Origin of the sequence: Streptomyces sp. NPDC052496 (genome assembly GCF_040679095.1) — a bacterium.
Taxonomy (GTDB): Bacteria; Actinomycetota; Actinomycetes; order Streptomycetales; family Streptomycetaceae; genus Streptomyces.
The window spans coordinates 191,919-209,335 of the sequence record NZ_JBFAUH010000001.1 but is presented as its reverse complement, the minus strand read 5'-3'; the positions used below and the strand labels follow the sequence as shown (position 1 = coordinate 209,335).

The window sequence follows — 17,417 nt, the reverse complement described above, 5'->3', positions numbered from 1 at the left end:
GAAGCCCGCTCCCCATGACTCAGCTGCAGATCGGCCCGCACGCGGTGCAGCCGCCCGTGGTCCTCGCGCCGATGGCCGGGATCACCAATGCCCCCTTCCGGACGCTGTGCCGGGAGTTCTCCGGCGGCAAGGGCCTGTTCGTCAGCGAGATGATCACGACGCGGGCGCTGGTCGAGCGCAACGAGAAGACCATGCAGCTGATCCACTTCGACGAGACGGAGAAGCCGCGCTCCATCCAGCTCTACGGCGTGGACCCGGACACCGTCGGCAAGGCCGTCCGCATGATCGCCGAGGAGGACCTGGCCGACCACATCGACCTGAACTTCGGCTGCCCGGTGCCGAAGGTGACCCGCAAGGGCGGCGGCTCGGCCCTCCCGTACAAGCGCCACCTGCTGCGTTCCATCCTGCGCGAGGCGGTCTCCCACGCCGGCGAGCTGCCCGTGACGATGAAGATGCGCAAGGGCATCGACGACGACCACATCACCTACCTCGACGCGGGCCGGATCGCGGTCGAGGAGGGCGTCACGGCCATCGCGCTGCACGGCCGTACAGCGGCCCAGCACTACGGCGGCACCGCCGACTGGGACGCCATCGCGCGCCTGAAGGAGGCCGTTCCGGAGATCCCGGTGCTGGGCAACGGGGACATCTGGTCGGCGGACGACGCGCTGCGCATGGTGCGCGAGACCGGCTGCGACGGGGTGGTCGTGGGGCGCGGCTGCCTGGGGCGGCCGTGGCTGTTCGGCGATCTGGTGGCGGCGTTCGAGGGCACCGGTACGTACGCCAGGCCCACCCTCAAGGAGGTCGCGGCCGTGATGCTGCGGCACGCCACGCTGCTGGGCGAGTGGCTGGGGGACGAGGCGCGCGGTGTCATCGACTTCCGCAAGCACGTCGCCTGGTACACGAAGGGCTTCTCGATCGGCTCGGAGTCCCGCAAGAAGCTGGCAATCGCCTCGTCGCTGGACGAACTGGACGCTCTGATGAGCGAGCTGGATCTCGACCAGCCCTGGCCGGTGGGCGCCGACGGACCGCGCGGCCGCACATCTGGCCGGAACCGGGTGGTCCTGCCGGACGGCTGGCTGGACGACCCGTACGACTGCGCGGGCGTCACGGCCGACGCGGAACTGGATACTTCGGGCGGCTGAGGAGCAAACGTGCTGCGCGGGGCCGGGCGGAAGCCCGGCCCCGTTGCGTTCGGCGGGTCCGATTCCGGGTCCGCATGGCGGGACCGGGAGCCGCGCGACGGCGTGATTCTCGCCACCCCTGATAGGGGTCGCGCTCATATGAGCGTTTCGGAGGGGAGTGCACCTCTCCAATTGGTGGCACTGGGTGCCACCCCTCCCGCGTTCGAGTGATCAAATGAAGGTCGCACCGCGTATCCATCAGGCGCCCAGCCGATTGCTCTGCGCCACCTTGCCTTCAAGGCTTGAAAACATCCCTCCATCCGCCGCAACTTTCGATCTGCTGGCGGACGACGGGTTACGGGCGCATGTCGACCGAGTGGACGTACCCAGACGCCTTCGATCTGGGTATGTTCCTCGCCGTCAGGGCAGCCCGCGGCGAGGAGAGAGTCCCGTGCCGGAAACACAAGATCCCCACGTAACCCCGTCCGAGCCTTCGAAGTTCGTCTACGACTTCACCGAGGGCAACAAGGACCTCAAGGACCTTCTCGGCGGCAAGGGCGCCAACCTCGCCGAGATGACCAACCTGGGGCTTCCCGTTCCGCCGGGATTCACCATCACCACCGAGGCGTGCAAGGTCTACCTGGAGAGCGGCCAGGAGCCCGCGGCACTGCGTGCCGAAGTCACCGAGCACCTCGAAGCGCTCGAAGCGACCATGGGCAAGAAGCTCGGCCAGGCCGACAACCCCCTTCTCGTATCGGTGCGTTCCGGGGCGAAGTTCTCAATGCCCGGCATGATGGACACCGTGCTGAACATCGGCCTGTCCGACGCGTCGGTTTCCGGCCTCGCCCAGCAGGCCGGTGACGAGCGCTTCGCGTGGGACTCCTACCGCCGCCTCATCCAGATGTTCGGCAAGACCGTGCTCGGCGTGGACGGCGACCTCTTCGAAGAGGCGCTGGAGGAGGCCAAGCAGGCCAAGGGCGTACGCGTCGACGTCGACCTCGACGCGGCCGACCTGAAGACCCTCGTCGGGCAGTTCAAGGACATCGTCTCCAAGGAGACCGGCCGGGACTTCCCGCAGGAGCCCCGCGAGCAGATGGACCTCGCCGTCCGTGCGGTCTTCGACTCGTGGAACACCGACCGCGCCAAGCTCTACCGCCGCCAGGAGCGCATCCCCGGCGACCTCGGCACGGCCGTCAACGTCTGCTCCATGGTCTTCGGCAACCTCGGCCCGGACTCCGGCACCGGCGTCGCCTTCACCCGCGACCCGGCCAGCGGCCAGCAGGGCGTCTACGGTGACTACCTGCAGAACGCGCAGGGCGAGGACGTCGTCGCGGGCATCCGCAACACCGTGCCGCTCGCCGACCTCGAAGGCATCGACAAGCCGTCGTACGACGAGCTGATGCAGATCATGGAAACGCTCGAAACGCACTACAAGGACCTGTGCGACATCGAGTTCACCATCGAGCGCGGCAAGCTGTGGATGCTCCAGACCCGCGTCGGCAAGCGCACCGCGGGCGCCGCCTTCCGCATCGCCACCCAGCTCGTCGACCAGGGGCTGATCGACGAGGCCGAGGCGCTGCAGCGGGTCAACGGCGCGCAGCTCGCCCAGCTGATGTTCCCGCGCTTCGACGAGAACGCGAAGACGCAGATGATCGGCCGGGCCATCGCCGCCTCGCCGGGCGCCGCCGTCGGCAAGGCGGTCTTCGACTCGTACACCGCGGTCAAGTGGTCCCGCTCCGGCGAGAAGGTCATCCTGATCCGCCGCGAGACCAACCCCGACGACCTCAACGGCATGATCGCCGCCGAGGGCATCCTCACCTCGCGCGGCGGCAAGACCTCGCACGCCGCCGTCGTCGCCCGCGGCATGGGCAAGACCTGCGTCTGCGGCGCCGAGGAGCTGGAGGTCGACACCAAGCGCCGGTGCATGACCGCGCCCGGCGGCATCGTCGTCGAAGAGGGCGACCTGATCTCCATCGACGGCTCCTCCGGCAAGGTCTACCTCGGCGAGGTGCCGGTCGTCCCGTCCCCGGTGGTCGAGTACTTCGAGGGCCGCATGCACGCCGGCGCCGACGACGCCGACGAGCTGGTCAAGGCCGTGCACCGGATCATGGCGTACGCGGACCGGGTGCGCCGGCTGCGCGTACGGGCCAACGCCGACAACGCCGAGGACGCCGCCCGCGCCCGCCGCTTCGGCGCCCAGGGCATCGGCCTGTGCCGCACCGAGCACATGTTCCTCGGCGAGCGCCGCGAGATGGTCGAGCGCCTGATCCTGGCCGACACCGACGACGACCGCGAGGCCGCCCTCGGCGGGCTGCTGCCCCTCCAGAAGGCCGACTTCGTCGAGCTGTTCGAGGCCATGGACGGCCTGCCGGTGACGGTCCGCCTCCTGGACCCGCCGCTGCACGAGTTCCTGCCCGACATCACCGAGCTGTCCGTACGCGTCGCCCTCGCCGAGTCCCGCAAGGACGCCAACGAGAACGACCTGCGCCTGCTCCAGGCCGTGCACAAGCTGCACGAGCAGAACCCGATGCTGGGCCTGCGCGGCGTCCGCCTCGGCCTGGTCATCCCCGGCCTGTTCGCCATGCAGGTACGGGCCATCGCCGAGGCCGCGGCCGAGCGCAAGAACGCCGCCAAGGGCGACCCGCGCGCCGAGATCATGATCCCGCTGGTCGGCACCGTCCAGGAGCTGGAAATCGTCCGCGAGGAGGCCGAGCAGGTCATCGCCGAGGTCGAGCAGGCCCACGGCGTGGACCTCAAGCTCACCCTCGGCACGATGATCGAACTGCCCCGCGCCGCGCTGACCGCCGGCCAGATCGCCGAGTCCGCCGACTTCTTCTCCTTCGGCACCAACGACCTGACCCAGACGGTCTGGGGCTTCAGCCGCGACGACGTCGAGGCCAGCTTCTTCACCGCGTACCTGGAGAAGGGCATCTTCGGCGTCAGCCCGTTCGAGACCATCGACAAGGACGGCGTCGGCTCCCTGGTCCGCAGCGCCGCCGAGGCCGGCCGCGCCACCCGCCCCGACCTCAAGCTGGGCGTCTGCGGCGAGCACGGCGGCGACCCGGAGTCGGTGCACTTCTTCCACGAGGTGGGCCTGGACTACGTCTCCTGCTCCCCGTTCCGCATCCCGGTCGCCCGCCTCGAAGCGGGCCGCGCGGCGGCGGAGTCGCTGGGCAGCGACAGCCGCTGAGGCGGTAACAGCCGGAAGACCGACCGGAGTTGGCGTCAGACCACTTCGACCCTCACCCTGACGCCGGCTCCGGAACCCGACGAGGGCGGCACCTGTGCGGAGGTGCCGCCCTCGCTTTTCTCCGGACTCCCCCCTCGGGAGCTGCCGTCAGCCATGTCGGCCTGGTTGACGGCCTTCCACGGCAAATGCTGAGCGGTCGGTCATTGCCTCGTCACCCCCCACGGGATCGAGCAATCCGTTCCATTCGCACTGCCGTCGAATTGAGTTACAGCTTTCCCTGACCGCCGTGTTGGCGCGACCCCTTTCAACTCTGGCCAAAAGGGCGTGGTGACAGGCTGTGTCTGCGTGCATACTCAGATGGCCGGGGGTCGACTAGGGAGCATTGGTGGGGGTTCGGTGCTACGCGTCCATTTCAGTGGACCGGATCTGGCCCGGGTGCGCATTGCCGCGCGCCCTGACGTGCTGTGGGAGACCGTTTTAAGTTTTCACCGACTGCGCGACCGGCGGCCCGGCGCGGCCTTCGGCAAATGGCGCTCCGAAGCACGTTGCAGGTTGAATGGTGAAACACGGCTGCTGGCGCCACTTGTTCCCACGCGTGGCTATTTTCCGGATTTCCTGACGCCGCCGGAGGGCCTGCTCGGCATCGACGAAGGGCTGGAAGCGTTCCGCGCAACCCCGCCCGCGCGACTGCACGCCGAACTTTCGCGGTTGCCCGCGACCCGGCCGCTGCCGTCGTGGCTGCGGGAGCTGAGCGAAGGCGATTCCGCCGCGCTCGGCCGGCTCACCGGTGCGCTGCGGAGCTATTACGAGAACGCGGTCGAGCCGTACTGGCCGCTGCTCCAGGCCCGTATCGAGGCGGACCGCGCCGCGCGCGGCCGGGCGCTCCTGGACGGCGGCGCGGACCACCTGCTCGCCTCGCTCCCGCCGACGATGCGGTGGCGGCCGCCCGTCCTGGAAGTGGACTACCCGGTGGACCGCGACCTGTTCCTGAACGGCCGGGGGCTGCTCCTGCTGCCGTCGTTCTTCTGCCGCCGTACGCCCGTCACCTTCCACGACCCCGACCTGACGCCCGTCCTGGTCTACCCCCTCGAACACCCCGCGCCCCGCGTCATGCCGACGGTCGCGCCCGGCCACTCGCTGGGCAAGCTCGTCGGCCGCACCCGCTCGGCGATCCTGCACGGCGTCGGCGGCGGCTGTACGACCAGCGAGCTGGCGCGGCGCGTCGACGTCTCCCTGGCCTCGGCCAGCCAGCACGCGACCGTGCTGCGCGACGCGGGCCTGCTGCTGACGCTGCGCCACGGCAACGCCGTCCTGCACACGCTGACGCCGCTGGGAGCGGCGCTGCTGAGGGGCGGCCCGGAGGTCGATGTGCGGGGCGTGGACACCCGGGGGCTGGAGATATCGGCGCTGGAGGCGCGGGAGGCAGGGGTGCGGGTGCCGGGCGCCGGGGCCGTGCAGTAACGTTCCGGCGCCCGGCCGGTCCCCTCAGTACGGCCGGTCGCCCGTGATCGCCACCCGCTCGGCCACCCGGCGCCGCGCCCCGTAATCGTTGACCGCGTAGTGCTGCGTGGCCCGGTTGTCCCAGAAGGCGATGTCCCCCGCCTGCCAGCGGAAGCGCACCTGGAACTCCGGTACATGAGCCTGCTGGAAGAGCAGCCGCAGCATCCGGTCGCTCTCCGCCTGCTCCCACCCCACGATGCGGGTGGTGAAGGAGGTGTTGACGAAGAGCATCCGCCGCCCGGTCTCCGGGTGCCGCCGCACGACCGGGTGCTCCACCGGCGGGAACCGCTCCTGGAACGGCGCCAGCCGCTCGGCGGTGTAGAACCGGGCGAAGCCCGGCAGGAAGTCGTGCACGGCGGTCGCACCGTCGATACGGTCCCGTACGTCCTGCGGCAGATTGTCGTACGCGGCCGCCATGTCCGCCCACATCGTGTCGCCACCGGACGGCGGCACCTCGCGCAGCTGCAGCACCGCGCCCATCGCGGGGCGTTCGCGGAACGTCACATCCGTGTGCCAGACATTCTCGAAGGTCGGCACCGCACTGCGGTCGAACCGTACGACGTCCTCGGCGTCCCCCGTCGCCAGCAGCGGATTGGTCTCCAGCTCGCCCCAGTTGCGGGCGAACGCGCGCTGCGCGGCGGAGGTGAGGTGCTGCTCCCGGAAGAAGAGCACCTTCCACTCCAGCAGCGCGCGGTTCAACTCCTCGCGCAGCGCCGCATCGAGGGGCCGGGACAGATCGAGGCCCCGGATCTCCGCGCCGATGGTGGCGGCCTGCGGAAGGACCTCGAAGCGCTCGTACGGCCGGTCGGCCCAGCCCTCGGGCGTGCGGCGCAGGACGCGGGTGCCCTCGTAGAGGCCGTCGGCGGGGATGCGGTGGTCGCGGAGAACGGGGGCGGGGGCGGGAGTGGTGGCGGGGTCGGCTGTGGCCGTCAACGGAGCCTCCTGGCGCGCGGGAAGGGAGGGTGCGGGAAGGAGCACGGCGGCCGTACGGAGTGCGGAGCTGCCGCGGTGCGCGGTCGCCGCCGGGTGGGCTCAGCGCCCGGACATCACCGACAGCGGCGGAAAACGGCGGCCGGGGGCGAACCCACCCGGCCACGGCGGCGCAGGAACGTCATCCCGCGCGGCGCGCACTCGCCGTGGGGGCCGCAGCGCAGCGGCTCCGCCTCACGGAAGGTCGAGTACGTGGCCATGGCACGCACCGTACCGTACGACCTCCGGGCCCGTCGCCCCCTCGTGGCGTCAGCCCGCGTCCCCCCGGCCCGTCAACTCCTTGTACAGGTACACGTCCGCGTGCCCGCCCGGCATCCCCGGCACGCGCCCCACCTCGACGTACCCCTGGCTCTGGTAGAAGCCCGGGGCCTGGAACGTGTACGAGGACACCGTGGCGCGGTCGCAGCCGCGCCGTACCGCCTCCTCCTCGGCGGCACGCAGCAGCTTCGCGCCCCAGCCGGCCGCGCGGTCGCCCTCCCGCACCCACAGCAGATGGATCCCGCACAGCCCGCCCCAGGTCCAGGCGCTCAGCCCGCCGATCAGCTCGCCGTCCGCGTCCGTCACCCGTACCGAGAACTCGGCCTGCTCGGCGTGGTTTGTCGCGGCGGCGTTGAACGCGTCGAGTTCGTCCTCCAGGCGCTTGTCCAGGGCCGGGTCGTGTGCGCCGACCGTGAGTGCCGATTCCTGGGCAGGGGGTAGGGCATCGCTCATGCCTGAGTTCTCCCATACGTCTCGCTCATGCCGCCACCGGATTTCGGCGCCGCTGGGCAGTGCTGGGCGGACGGCTGGGGGCTCGCGGGCTTCGTAGGCCTTGGGGACCTCGCGGACCGTGGACTTTTGGCGGCCGGGCCCAGCGGGGAGTCTCCCTCGGCCGTGGTCACCACGGTCGTCGCCGTCCCCCCACGAGCAGCAGGAGAGTGTGATGGCCCGAAGCCCGCGCCGTACCGCATCCGTTGTCGCGGCCGCCGCCCTGGCCGCGCTCGCCACTCCGGCGACCGCGGACCCCACCTCCACACCAACATCCGCCTCCACCTCCACCTCCGCCTCCGTACAAAACCCCCATTACGTCGCCCTCGGCGACTCCTCGGCCGCCGGCCCGCTGATCCCGCTCCAGACCGACCTGTCGTGCCTGCGCTCCGACCGGAACTGGCCGGCCGTCGCCGCCGCGCGCCTGGGCGCCGACCTCACCGACGTCACGTGCAGCGGCGCCACCACCGCCGACCTGGCCGGGCGGCAGGCCGGCCGCGTACCGCCGCAGCTGGACGCCCTGCGGGCGGACACGGCCCTGGTCACCCTGGCCGTCGGCGCCAACGACATCAGACTGGGCACCGCCCTGACGTCCTGCTTCCGGCTGCACCCCGGGCCGGTCGGCCCGCTCCGGACGTGCGAGGCCGCGTACACGGCGGGCGGCCGGGACCGGCTGGCGGAACGGATCACGCGGACGGCGCCCCGGATCACCGCCGCGCTCGGGCAGATCCGCCACCGTTCCCCGCAGGCACGGGTGTACGTCGTCTCGTACGGCACGTACTTCCGGCCGGGCGGCTGCTGGCCGGAAGAACCCGTCTGGCCCAGTGACGCCGATTACCTTCAGCGCACCTTCGACCGCCTGCACACGATGCTCGCCGAACGGGCCGCCGCGGGCGACGCGGACTACATCGACCTCCGTACGCCCAGCGCCCGGCACGGTGTCTGCGCGGCGCGGGGCGAGAGGTGGATGGAAGGGCTGCTGCCGGGCGCGGCGGCGGCCCCGTACCACCCGAACGGCACCGGCATGGCGCACGCGGGCGCGACGGTGGCCGATGCCGTCGGCTCGCCCTGACCTCCCGCGCCCGCGCTCAGTCGTCGATGCCCGACCGCTCCACCCCCGCCACGATGTACCGCTGCAACAACAGGAACACGACCACCAGCGGCGCGATCGAGACCGCCGCGGCGATGAAGAGTTCGTGCAGGTTGAGGCTCTGCGCCGTGGTGAACGTGGAGAGCGCGACCTGTACCGTCCACGACTCGCGGTCCTGCCCGATCACCAGCGGCCACAGGAACGCGTTCCACGCGCCGATGAAGACGATCGTGCCGACGGCCGCGAAGACGGGGCGCGAGTTGGGCACCACGATGCGCCAGTACGTCCGCCAGTACCCGAGCCCGTCCACCCGTGCCGCGTCCTCCAGCTCCCGGGGGAAGCCCAGGAAGTACTGGCGGAAGATGAAGCAGGCGAAGGCGCTGAAGAGGGTCGGGACGATCAGCCCGCGCAGCGTCGAGATCCAGCCGAGCGAGGAGACGAGGACGAAGCTGGGGACGAACGTGACGGCCGCCGGGACCATCAGCGTGCCGAGGATGGCGTAGAAGACGAGGTTCGCGTGCCGGTACGGGATGCGTGCCAGCCCGTACCCGGCCAGCGACGCCAGCAGCACCGTGCCCACCGTCGTGGAGACCGCGATGAGCGTGGAGTTGAGCAGGGCCCGCGCCATCGGCAGGTTCGGGTCGGCGAAGACCTCGGTCAGGTTGGACCACTGGATGTCGCGCGGGAAGAACGTCCAGTCGGGGGAGGTGATGTCCTGTTCGGTGGCCAGGCCGTTGCGTACGAGGAGGTAGAACGGGATGAGGAAGAGGACGGCGAGGACGGTGACGCTCACCGCGCGCAGCGCGCGTCCGGCCCGCACGCGGGGATCGCGCGGGGCCCCCGGCCGCCGTACCCGTTCCGATTGCGTGGACGTGCTCACCATCGGTCAGTCCTCCTTCCGTCCGAGGCCGAACCAGCGCGCCTGGACGACGGTCGCCACGGCGATGATCAGCGACAGGATCACCGCGCCCGCGCTGCCCAGGCCGAGGTTCTGCTCCTGGCCGAGCGCGGTGTAGTAGAGGTAGACCAGTGGCGGGCGGGCGTACGGCGGGTAGCCGCGCGCGTCGGACATCAGGTTGTAGAACTCGTCGAACGCCTGGAACGCGTTGATCACCAGCAGCAGGACGACGGCGACCGACGTGGCGCGCAACTGCGGCAGGGTGATGTACCGGAGCGTCTGCCAGCCGGGCCGCGCGCCGTCCACCGCGGCGGCCTCGTACAGGCGGGGCGGGATCCGTTGCAGTCCCGCCAGGAACAGGATCATGAAGAACCCCGCCTGCAACCACAGCCGTACGGTCACGATCACCAGCCAGTACCAGGGCGGGTCGGTCGTGGACAGCCAGGCGGTCTGGTCCGCGCCGAACCACCCCAGCACGGTGTTGGCGAGCCCGAACCGCACCCCGTTGAAGATCGACAGCTTCCAGATCAGCGCCGCGACCACGTAACTGCACGCGGTCGGCAGGAAGAAGACCGAGCGGAAGAACGCCTGGGCGAAGCGCAGCCGGTTGACCATGAGCGCGAGGCCGAGCGAGAGCACGTACGTGGCCGGCACGATGAACGCGGTGAACAGCAGGAACGTGCCCAGGCTGCTCAGGAAGGCGTCGTCGCCCAGCATCGCCGTGTAGTTGTCCAGCCCGACGAAGTCCGTCGGGGTGACGGTGTTGTGCGCGTCGAAGAAGCTGAGGTAGACGCTCCAGGCCAGCGGTACGTACGTGAACAGCGCGAGGCCGAGCGCGAACGGGCCCACGAAGGCCCAGAACCACAGGTTCCGGTTCTGCTGCCCCCGGAGACGCGCGAGCAGCCCGCCGGTACGCGCGCCCGTCCCCCTCACTTCTTCTTCGCCCGCTGCAACTCGGCCTCCACCTTGCGCACCACGCCCTTCAGCTCGCTCTCCGGATGCGCGCCGCCCTTGATGATGCGGTTGAGGGCGTCCTGATAGGCGGTGCTGCTCGGCGTGGTCCAGAGCAGCGGCTCGGCGTGACCGTACGCGGTGGTGTAACCGACCACCTCGGCCGCCGGACCCTCCTTGAGCTGCTTCGCCTTCTTGGCGAGCGAGGTGCGGGCGGGGATGTGGAAGCCGTACGAGAGGGCGAAGTCCTCCTGCTTGTCGGTCCCGTCCACCCACAGCCACTTCACGTACGCCTTGGCCTCCTTCTGGTGCTTGCCGCGGGCGCTGACGGCCGAGCCGTACGCGCCTACCGGGACGGCCGGTTTCCCGGCACCGTCCTTCGGGAACGGCAGGACCCCGAAGTCGTCCCCCAGGGCCTTCTCGACCTGCGGCAGCGCCCACAGGCCCGACCACTGCATGGCGGTGAGCCCCTGGACGAACGCCGCCGGGTCGGACCAGTCCGTCGGCGCCCCCAGCAGCAACGATTCATCGGCGTACAGCTGCCGGATCTTGCCGAGTACCCGGGCGGCGGCCGGATCGTCGAAACCGACCTTCCCGTCCTCCGTCACCAGACTCAGCCCCGCGGCGAACAGCGGCGTACCGCCCAGTACCGCGGCCCCGCCGTCGTTCCCCAGGAACAGCCCCTTGACCTTGTCCTTCCGGTGCCGCTCGGTCAACGTCTTCGCGGCCTCGACCAGCTCGTCCACGCTGCGCGGCGGTTCGACACCGGCCGCCTTCAGCATGCTCTTCCGGTAGAACAGCAGCTGCGTGTCGATGGTCTGCGGCACCGCCCAGACCTTGTCCTGCCAGATCTTCGGTGCCAGCACCGCCTGGTTGAAGTCGTCCCGCACGGAGGCGATCTCCGCGGTCAGGTCCACGACCTGACCCCCCTTGATCTGGTCCAGCTTCGGCCCGTTGACCTCGAACACGTCGGGCCCGGAGTCCGTCAGCAGCGCGGCGGCGGTCTGCCGGTCGTAGTCACCGGGCCGCCACTGCACGGTGACCCGCGCCGCGCCGTACGACGCGGCGTACCGCTTGACGGCCTGCTCGGTGCCCGGCTCCCCGTACTGGTGGTACCACTGACTGAGCGCCGGCCCCGAACCCTTCCCGTTCCGCCCCGTGTTGGTACCACAGGCCGCCAGCACAGCCGTCAGGGCCGCACTCCCGGCCACCCCTCCGGCCACACCGAGCAGCCGCCGTCTGCCGATACCGCGAGTCATGCCGATCGCCCCCTGCGTCGCCCGTCGCCCGTTGCGCGACGGGCGTGATCGTCGTACGGCTGTCGTGCGGCTTCCAGTGATCGACGATCACCGTCCGCCACGGGCGCCTACTCTGCCGCACCGGCGCGCAGAACGCAGTGCACCTGCACGAAACCGGCCGGTGAGGACGCCGTATGAGTGAGCACCGGAGCGCGGCCCGGTGTTCCCGTACCGAGGGCAAGCGGCCCGCGGTTCTTGACGCGGGAGTGAGCACGTACCGGATATCCGGCCTCGAAGCCGCCGGAACGGGACAGGGCCGGGGCCGGGCACCCATGTCTGAGTGCTCCTGGCCCCGGCCCCGGTGCGTGCGCTTCTGTGACTCCCCGTCAGGCGATGGTCTCGTGCGAGGGCGTGCTGAGGAGGGTTTCCTTGCGCGGCGCGAAGGGCGCCTGCCAGTTGCCCGTGCCCTGGTAGAGGTACGAGGTGCCGTCCGGCGTGGTGACGAACAGGTCGGCGCGGCCGTCGCGGTTCGCGTCGCCGATGCCGACGAGGTGGCGGTAGCCGCCCCAGCCGGCGCCGATCTTGATGCGGGTGTCGACCTTGCCGTCTCCGGTGCCGAGGTAGAGCCACAGGGTGCCGGTGCGGTCGCGGGCGACCAGGTCGCCGGCGGTGGCGCCGGCGACGTCGCCGACGGCGGTGATGGTGTCGTAGATGCCCCAGCCGGCGCCGATCTTCTTACGGGGCGCGAAGGGGGCGCGCCAGTCGCCGGTGCCGGCGTAGAGCCACAGGACGCCGGTGCGGTCGCGGGCGAGCAGGTCGCTGCGGCCGTCGCCGTTGAGGTCGCTGCCGCCGGTGAGCTGGTCGTACGCGTCCCAGCCGGCGCCGATCTTCAGTCGGCCGTCGAAGGTCCCGTCGCCCTTGCCGAGGTAGAGCCACAGCACGCCGTCCGCGTCCCGGGCCACCACGTCACCGGCGGTGGCACCGGCCACGTCACCGGTGGCGACGACCTGGTCGTAGATGTTCCAGCCGCCGCCGACCACCTTGCGGGGCGCGCTGCGGAGCTGCGGGTCCGACGGGTCGTGGTACGTGTCTTCGAGCGCGAGCCGGCCCGCCTGGTCCCGCACGATCACGTCCGGCGAACCGTTGTCGGTGTAGTCGTGCGGCGCGGGCTTGCGGACGACGGTGAAGGAGCCCTTCTCGTGGAGGGTGGGGCCGAGACCGTTACGGGGTTCGGCGGTCACCTCCCAGGTGTAGCCGCCGTTGGGCGCTGCCGCCTTCCCCTGGCCGGCCTTGACCAGGCCGTCCCACTCCATCTCCGCCCAGCCGGGCCCACTGTCGGCCCCGATCTCGGGGATCAGGTAGTGCGTGGTCTGCTTGCCGGAAGCGTCGTGGCGCAGGGTGATGCTCATGTTGACGTTGCGCCGGGACAGCTTCCAGCGCGGGTGCCACCGCTGCTGGTCCGGCTGCACCGTGCTCGGTGCGTCGAAACCGAGCAGGGTGACCGCGGTGGGCTCCCCGGCGCCCGCGACGAGTTCCGCGGCCGGCGCCTCGTCACCCGTCTTCGCGGACACCCGGTAGAGCCCTTCACCGTGGGCGACGGTGCCGCCCATCACCAGGAGGCCGCCGTCCGGGGTGGGCGTGGCGGACGTGGCGTGGTCCATCACCTTGCGGGGGCTGCCACCACCGATCGGAGCCGCCTGGAAGGCGATCTCGTCCGGCGAGGTCCCCTCCGTGATCTTCCCCCGGTTCCCGTACAGCACCCAGGTGCCGACCAGGCCCATGGCCGGGTCGTGGATGCCGGGCAGGGGAGTGGACGACGTCTTCGGGTTGCGCAGGTCGCCCAGCTCGACGGTCTTCAGGTAGTTCCCCCGGCCGTCGCCCTGCTCTCCGACGGAGGCCATGTGGGTGGCCGACAGGGCTGCGCCCTCGGTGCGGGGGCCCAGCATGTTGCGGCCCGAGATGACGTCGGCGGTGGCCAGGTCGATCGTCGAGTAGGTGGGCGACTTCACGCCGGGGGTGTCCAGCTCGTACCGCAGCAGTGCCTTCCCGGGAGCCCCCGCCACCACCTGGAAATCGTGCCACGTGGAGGCCATCTTCGTGACGGGCCGGTCGGTCAGCTTCGCGCCCTGGGGTTCCAGGATGTGAACCGTTTCGCCCGTGGCGGTCTGCTCGACGGCGAGCACCCGGCCCTCGACGGTGCCGAGGTACCGGTACCCGTACGTGCCCAGGTCGATGAGCGTGGAGGACCCGGTGTCCATGTTCCGCAAGGTGATCTTGTCGGAGTCTTCGATGGACGGCTTGTTGCCGAGCGCCACGATGTCGGACACGGAGCCGTGTGCCGTCAGGTGCGTGAACTGGCCCTGGTCCCGGCCCAGATCGGTCGTCGTACGGTCCGCGTACCGCGTCCACAGCACGTCGTTCTGCGGGCTCAGGGACAGGAACCCGGTCCGGCCCGCACTGACGATCACGGAGCCCGGCGCGATCTTCAGCACCGCGTCCTGCACGTAGTCCCACGTGGGGGATGCCGCGGCAGCGGCTGCGGCCGGGGACGCGAGCGCCCCGCCACTGACCGCGAGCCCGAGCGCGACGGCTCCGCCCAGCACTCGCCGGAATGCCCGGGACCGTCTCGGCCCGGGCGCGATGGTACGTCTCATGTGCCCTCCTGGCAGCGTGCGGCACGAAGCGCCGCGATGTCCGACGGAGGGCAGGAAGAGGTCATAGCTCTCCCAGCCGACCAACTGCGTGAGCCCCCCGAGGTCCGGCAAATCCTAACAATGGAGGTTGAGTCGGGGATCATGGGGAGTCAGGTGCGGGTGGCCCCGAACGAGAGCCGTCCGGACCTTCCGGCCGGCTCTCTTGTCGTTACTTGGGAACTGTAGGAGAGTGGCGGTTGACCTGGCAGGACGCACTTTTCGGTGACTGAGGGACCTGATGGTGACCAAGCAGCTGCTCAAGGGCCTGCCCGAGGACGCGGATCTGCGGCGCGCGGACTCCCTGGCGCGGGAGATCTTCTCGGACGTCGCCAACAAATGGGCGCTCCTGATCATCGAAGCCCTCGGCGAGCGCACCCTGCGCTTCAGCGAGTTGCGGAACGAGGTCGAGGGCGTCAGCCACAAGATGCTCACCCAGAACCTGCGCATGCTGGAGCGCAACGGCCTGGTCGACCGGAAGGTGTACCCCACCGTGCCGCCGCGGGTCGAGTACACCCTCACCGAGCCGGGCAGGGCCCTGCGTACCGCGGTCGACGTCCTCTGCGACTGGACCCAGCAGCACCTCGGTCACATCGAGAGTGCCCGCGTCCGTTTCGACGCCTGACGGGCACGCGGCGGCACCCTCGCGCGGTGCGCAACGCCGCAGAACCGCGCGAAGGGCCCCGGCGGAAGCACCCGCCGGAGCCCTTCGCTATGTCGCACCGTGGGTCAGCGGCAGGAGCCCCGGGCCTTGTTCGAGGCTCCCGTCAGGCGATGGTCTCGTACGACGGCGTCCAGAGCGCGGTCTGCTCGCGCGGCGCGAAGGGCGCCTGCCAGTTGCCGGTGCCGTGGTAGAGGTACGAGGTGCCGTCCGGGGTGGTGACCAGGAGGTCGGCGCGGCCGTCGGTGTTGGAGTCGCCGATGCCGACGAGTTGGCGGTAGCCGCCCCAGCCGGCGCCGATCTTGATGCGGGTGTCGACCTTGCTGTCTCCGGTGCCGAGGTAGAGCCACAGGGTGCCGGTGCGGTCGCGGGCGACCAGGTCGCCGGCGGTGGCGCCGGCGACGTCGCCGACGGCGGTGATGGTGTCGTAGATGCCCCAGCCGGCGCCGATCTTCTTGCGGGGCGCGAAGGGGGCGCGCCAGTCGCCGGTGCCGGCGTAGAGCCACAGGGTGCCGGTGCGGTCGCGGGCGAGCAGGTCGCTGCGGCCGTCGCCGTTGAGGTCGCTGCCGCCGGTGAGCTGGTCGTACGCGTCCCAGCCGGCGCCGATCTTCAGTCGGCCGTCGAAGGTCCCGTCGCCCTTGCCGAGGTAGAGCCACAGCACGCCGTCCGCGTCCCGGGCCACCACGTCACCGGCGGTGGCACCGGCCACGTCACCGGTGGCGACGACCTGGTCGTAGATGTTCCAGCCCCTGCCGATCGACTTCAGCTCCGTGCTCCTGAGCTGCGGTGTCTTTCCCGGGTCGTGGTAGGTGTCCTGGCTCGACAGGTTGCCCGCCGAGTCGCGGAGGAGCACGTCCGGCGAACCGTTGTCGGTGTAGTCGTGCGGGGCGGGCTTGCGGCGGACGGTGAACTTGCCGTCCACGTTCAGGGCCGGACCGATTCCGTTGTTGGGCTCGGCGGTGAGCTTCCAGGTGTAGTCACCGTTGGGCGCGGCCAGGGTCTCGCCGCCGGAGTCGAGCAGGCCGTCCCACTCCATGTCCAGCCACTTCGGCCCAGGGTCTCTGTCGTCGCGGAACCAGTCGACGGTGCGTTCCTTGCCGGACGCGGTGTGGCGCAGCGTGAGGATCACGTGGGCGTTGAGCCGCGAAAGCTGCCAGCGCGGATTCCAGCCGCCACGGCCCAGTTCGGCGACGGCGGGTACGGCCGAGCCGAGCAGGGTGATCCTGGTCGGCTCGCCGGTGCTCGCGACGAGCTTGGCGACGGGCGCGCCGTCGGCCCCGGCGGAAAGCTGGTAGACGCCCTCACCCTGGTCGACGGTACCGCCCATCACCAGCAGGCCGCCCTCGGGCGTGGGGGTCGTGGAGGAGGCGTGGTCCAGCACCTTGCGTTCCATACCGCCGCCGATGAAGCTGCCGATGAGCGCCGAGGACCACGCGGAGTGCCCTTCCGACACCTTGTCCGAGTTCCCGTACAGCACCCAGTTGCCGACCAGGCCCACCATGTTGCTGTAGACGCCGGACAGCTCCCTGGACCACGGCCGCCGTTCCGGCCCACGCTGCGAGACGTCGACGCTCACCTGCTTGTCGCCGGTGCGGAACGCGCCGATCGATGCCATGTGCGTCCGGGACAGGGCGGCACCCGCCCAGTCGTCGGTGATCAGTCCCCGGTTGTCGCTGACCTTCGCGGCGGCCAGGTCGACCACCGCGTAGTCATTGCTCTCGAAGGGCTCGGGCGTCCCGGCGAACCGCACCAGAGCCGAGCCCGGCGCCCCGGCCACCGCCCTGAACTTCCGCGTCTTCTCCGGCAGCCCGGTGATCTTCCGGTCGGTGAGCTCGCCGTCCACGACCCCGAGGACGTGGACTTCCTGGCGGTCCTCCAGGTACTTGACCGCGAGCACCCAGGAGCCGACCGCGCCTTCGTACTGGTAGCCGTACGTGTCGAGGTCCACGACGGTGGGCGTCCCGGCGGCCATGTCCCGCAGGGTGATCTTGTGGGACGCGGTGACGGTGGTGTTGTCACCCACCACCACCACGTCGGACGCGGAACCGTGCGAGATGTCCTGCGTGTGCTGGGCGCTGTCCTGGCCCACCTCGGTCGTCGACCCGTCCGCGTAACGCGTCCAGCGGAGGGTGTTCTTCGGGTCGACGGAGAGGAAGCCGGTGGTGCCGGCGCTCACGATCTCCGACCCCGGCGCGATCTTCAGCGCCGGGGCGGCAGGGGCGGCGGCAGCGGGGGACGCGAGCGCGCCACCGCTCACGGCGAGCCCGAGCGCGACGGCTCCGCCCACGATCTGCCGGAACGGCCGGGCCCGTCTCGGTCCCGGCGCGGTCGAACGTTTCAA

The 17,417-nt window shown here is 70.8% G+C and carries 13 protein-coding genes; 5 read left to right on the top strand and 8 right to left on the bottom strand.

Going from position 1 to position 17,417, the window contains the following annotated elements; translation table 11 throughout:
• Positions 1-14 precede the first annotated feature (14 nt).
• From dusB to AB0L45_RS01050, 3 genes are all read left to right on the top strand, one after another.
• Complete coding sequence (gene dusB / locus AB0L45_RS01060) at positions 15-1,142, top strand: tRNA dihydrouridine synthase DusB (protein WP_365834774.1); 1,128 nt, start codon at positions 15-17, stop codon at positions 1,140-1,142.
• 430 nt (positions 1,143-1,572) lie between these two features.
• Positions 1,573-4,311: a pyruvate, phosphate dikinase gene (gene ppdK / locus AB0L45_RS01055; protein WP_365834772.1), complete on the top strand. Its 2,739-nt coding sequence runs from the start codon at positions 1,573-1,575 to the stop codon at positions 4,309-4,311.
• Positions 4,312-4,863: 552 nt separating this feature from the next.
• A complete protein-coding gene (locus AB0L45_RS01050) occupies positions 4,864-5,772 on the top strand; it encodes a winged helix-turn-helix domain-containing protein (RefSeq protein ID WP_365834770.1) in 909 nt (302 codons plus the stop codon).
• A gap of 24 nt (positions 5,773-5,796) precedes the next feature.
• On the opposite strand, the gene AB0L45_RS01045 is transcribed toward AB0L45_RS01050, so the two are convergent.
• The 3 genes from AB0L45_RS01045 to AB0L45_RS01035 all read right to left on the bottom strand — a co-directional run bounded on the left by AB0L45_RS01045 (position 5,797) and on the right by AB0L45_RS01035 (position 7,512).
• Positions 5,797-6,744 (bottom strand): TauD/TfdA family dioxygenase, encoded by a 948-nt coding sequence (locus AB0L45_RS01045; protein ID WP_365834768.1) that lies wholly within the window; start codon positions 6,742-6,744, stop codon positions 5,797-5,799.
• A 113-nt stretch (positions 6,745-6,857) separates the two neighbouring features.
• Positions 6,858-7,001: a hypothetical protein gene (locus AB0L45_RS01040; protein WP_365834766.1), complete on the bottom strand. Its 144-nt coding sequence runs from the start codon at positions 6,999-7,001 to the stop codon at positions 6,858-6,860.
• Between the two features lie 49 nt (positions 7,002-7,050).
• Positions 7,051-7,512 (bottom strand): GNAT family N-acetyltransferase, encoded by a 462-nt coding sequence (locus tag AB0L45_RS01035; RefSeq protein WP_365834764.1) that lies wholly within the window; start codon positions 7,510-7,512, stop codon positions 7,051-7,053.
• A 211-nt stretch (positions 7,513-7,723) separates the two neighbouring features.
• Here AB0L45_RS01035 and AB0L45_RS01030 point away from each other — a divergent pair, with 211 nt between their 5' ends.
• Positions 7,724-8,620, top strand: coding sequence for an SGNH/GDSL hydrolase family protein (locus AB0L45_RS01030; RefSeq protein ID WP_365834762.1), 897 nt, complete (start codon positions 7,724-7,726; stop codon positions 8,618-8,620).
• Between the two features lie 16 nt (positions 8,621-8,636).
• Here AB0L45_RS01030 and AB0L45_RS01025 read toward each other — a convergent pair whose 3' ends face one another.
• From AB0L45_RS01025 to AB0L45_RS01010, 4 genes are all read right to left on the bottom strand, one after another.
• Complete coding sequence (locus AB0L45_RS01025; protein WP_365834760.1) at positions 8,637-9,521, bottom strand: carbohydrate ABC transporter permease; 885 nt, start codon at positions 9,519-9,521, stop codon at positions 8,637-8,639.
• A 3-nt stretch (positions 9,522-9,524) separates the two neighbouring features.
• Positions 9,525-10,439: a sugar ABC transporter permease gene (locus AB0L45_RS01020; protein ID WP_365835592.1), complete on the bottom strand. Its 915-nt coding sequence runs from the start codon at positions 10,437-10,439 to the stop codon at positions 9,525-9,527.
• A 26-nt stretch (positions 10,440-10,465) separates the two neighbouring features.
• On the bottom strand, positions 10,466-11,746 hold the full coding sequence (locus tag AB0L45_RS01015; RefSeq protein ID WP_365834757.1) for a sugar ABC transporter substrate-binding protein: 1,281 nt from the start codon (positions 11,744-11,746) through the stop codon (positions 10,466-10,468).
• 365 nt (positions 11,747-12,111) lie between these two features.
• Positions 12,112-14,379 carry a VCBS repeat-containing protein gene (locus AB0L45_RS01010; RefSeq protein WP_365834754.1) on the bottom strand — a complete coding sequence of 756 codons (2,268 nt, stop codon included), beginning with the start codon at positions 14,377-14,379 and terminating at the stop codon, positions 12,112-12,114.
• Between the two features lie 277 nt (positions 14,380-14,656).
• Between AB0L45_RS01010 and AB0L45_RS01005 the strand changes: the two genes are divergently transcribed.
• A complete protein-coding gene (locus AB0L45_RS01005) occupies positions 14,657-15,040 on the top strand; it encodes a helix-turn-helix domain-containing protein (protein WP_365834752.1) in 384 nt (127 codons plus the stop codon).
• A 142-nt stretch (positions 15,041-15,182) separates the two neighbouring features.
• Here AB0L45_RS01005 and AB0L45_RS01000 read toward each other — a convergent pair whose 3' ends face one another.
• Positions 15,183-17,417 carry a VCBS repeat-containing protein gene (locus AB0L45_RS01000; protein WP_365834750.1) on the bottom strand — a complete coding sequence of 745 codons (2,235 nt, stop codon included), beginning with the start codon at positions 17,415-17,417 and terminating at the stop codon, positions 15,183-15,185.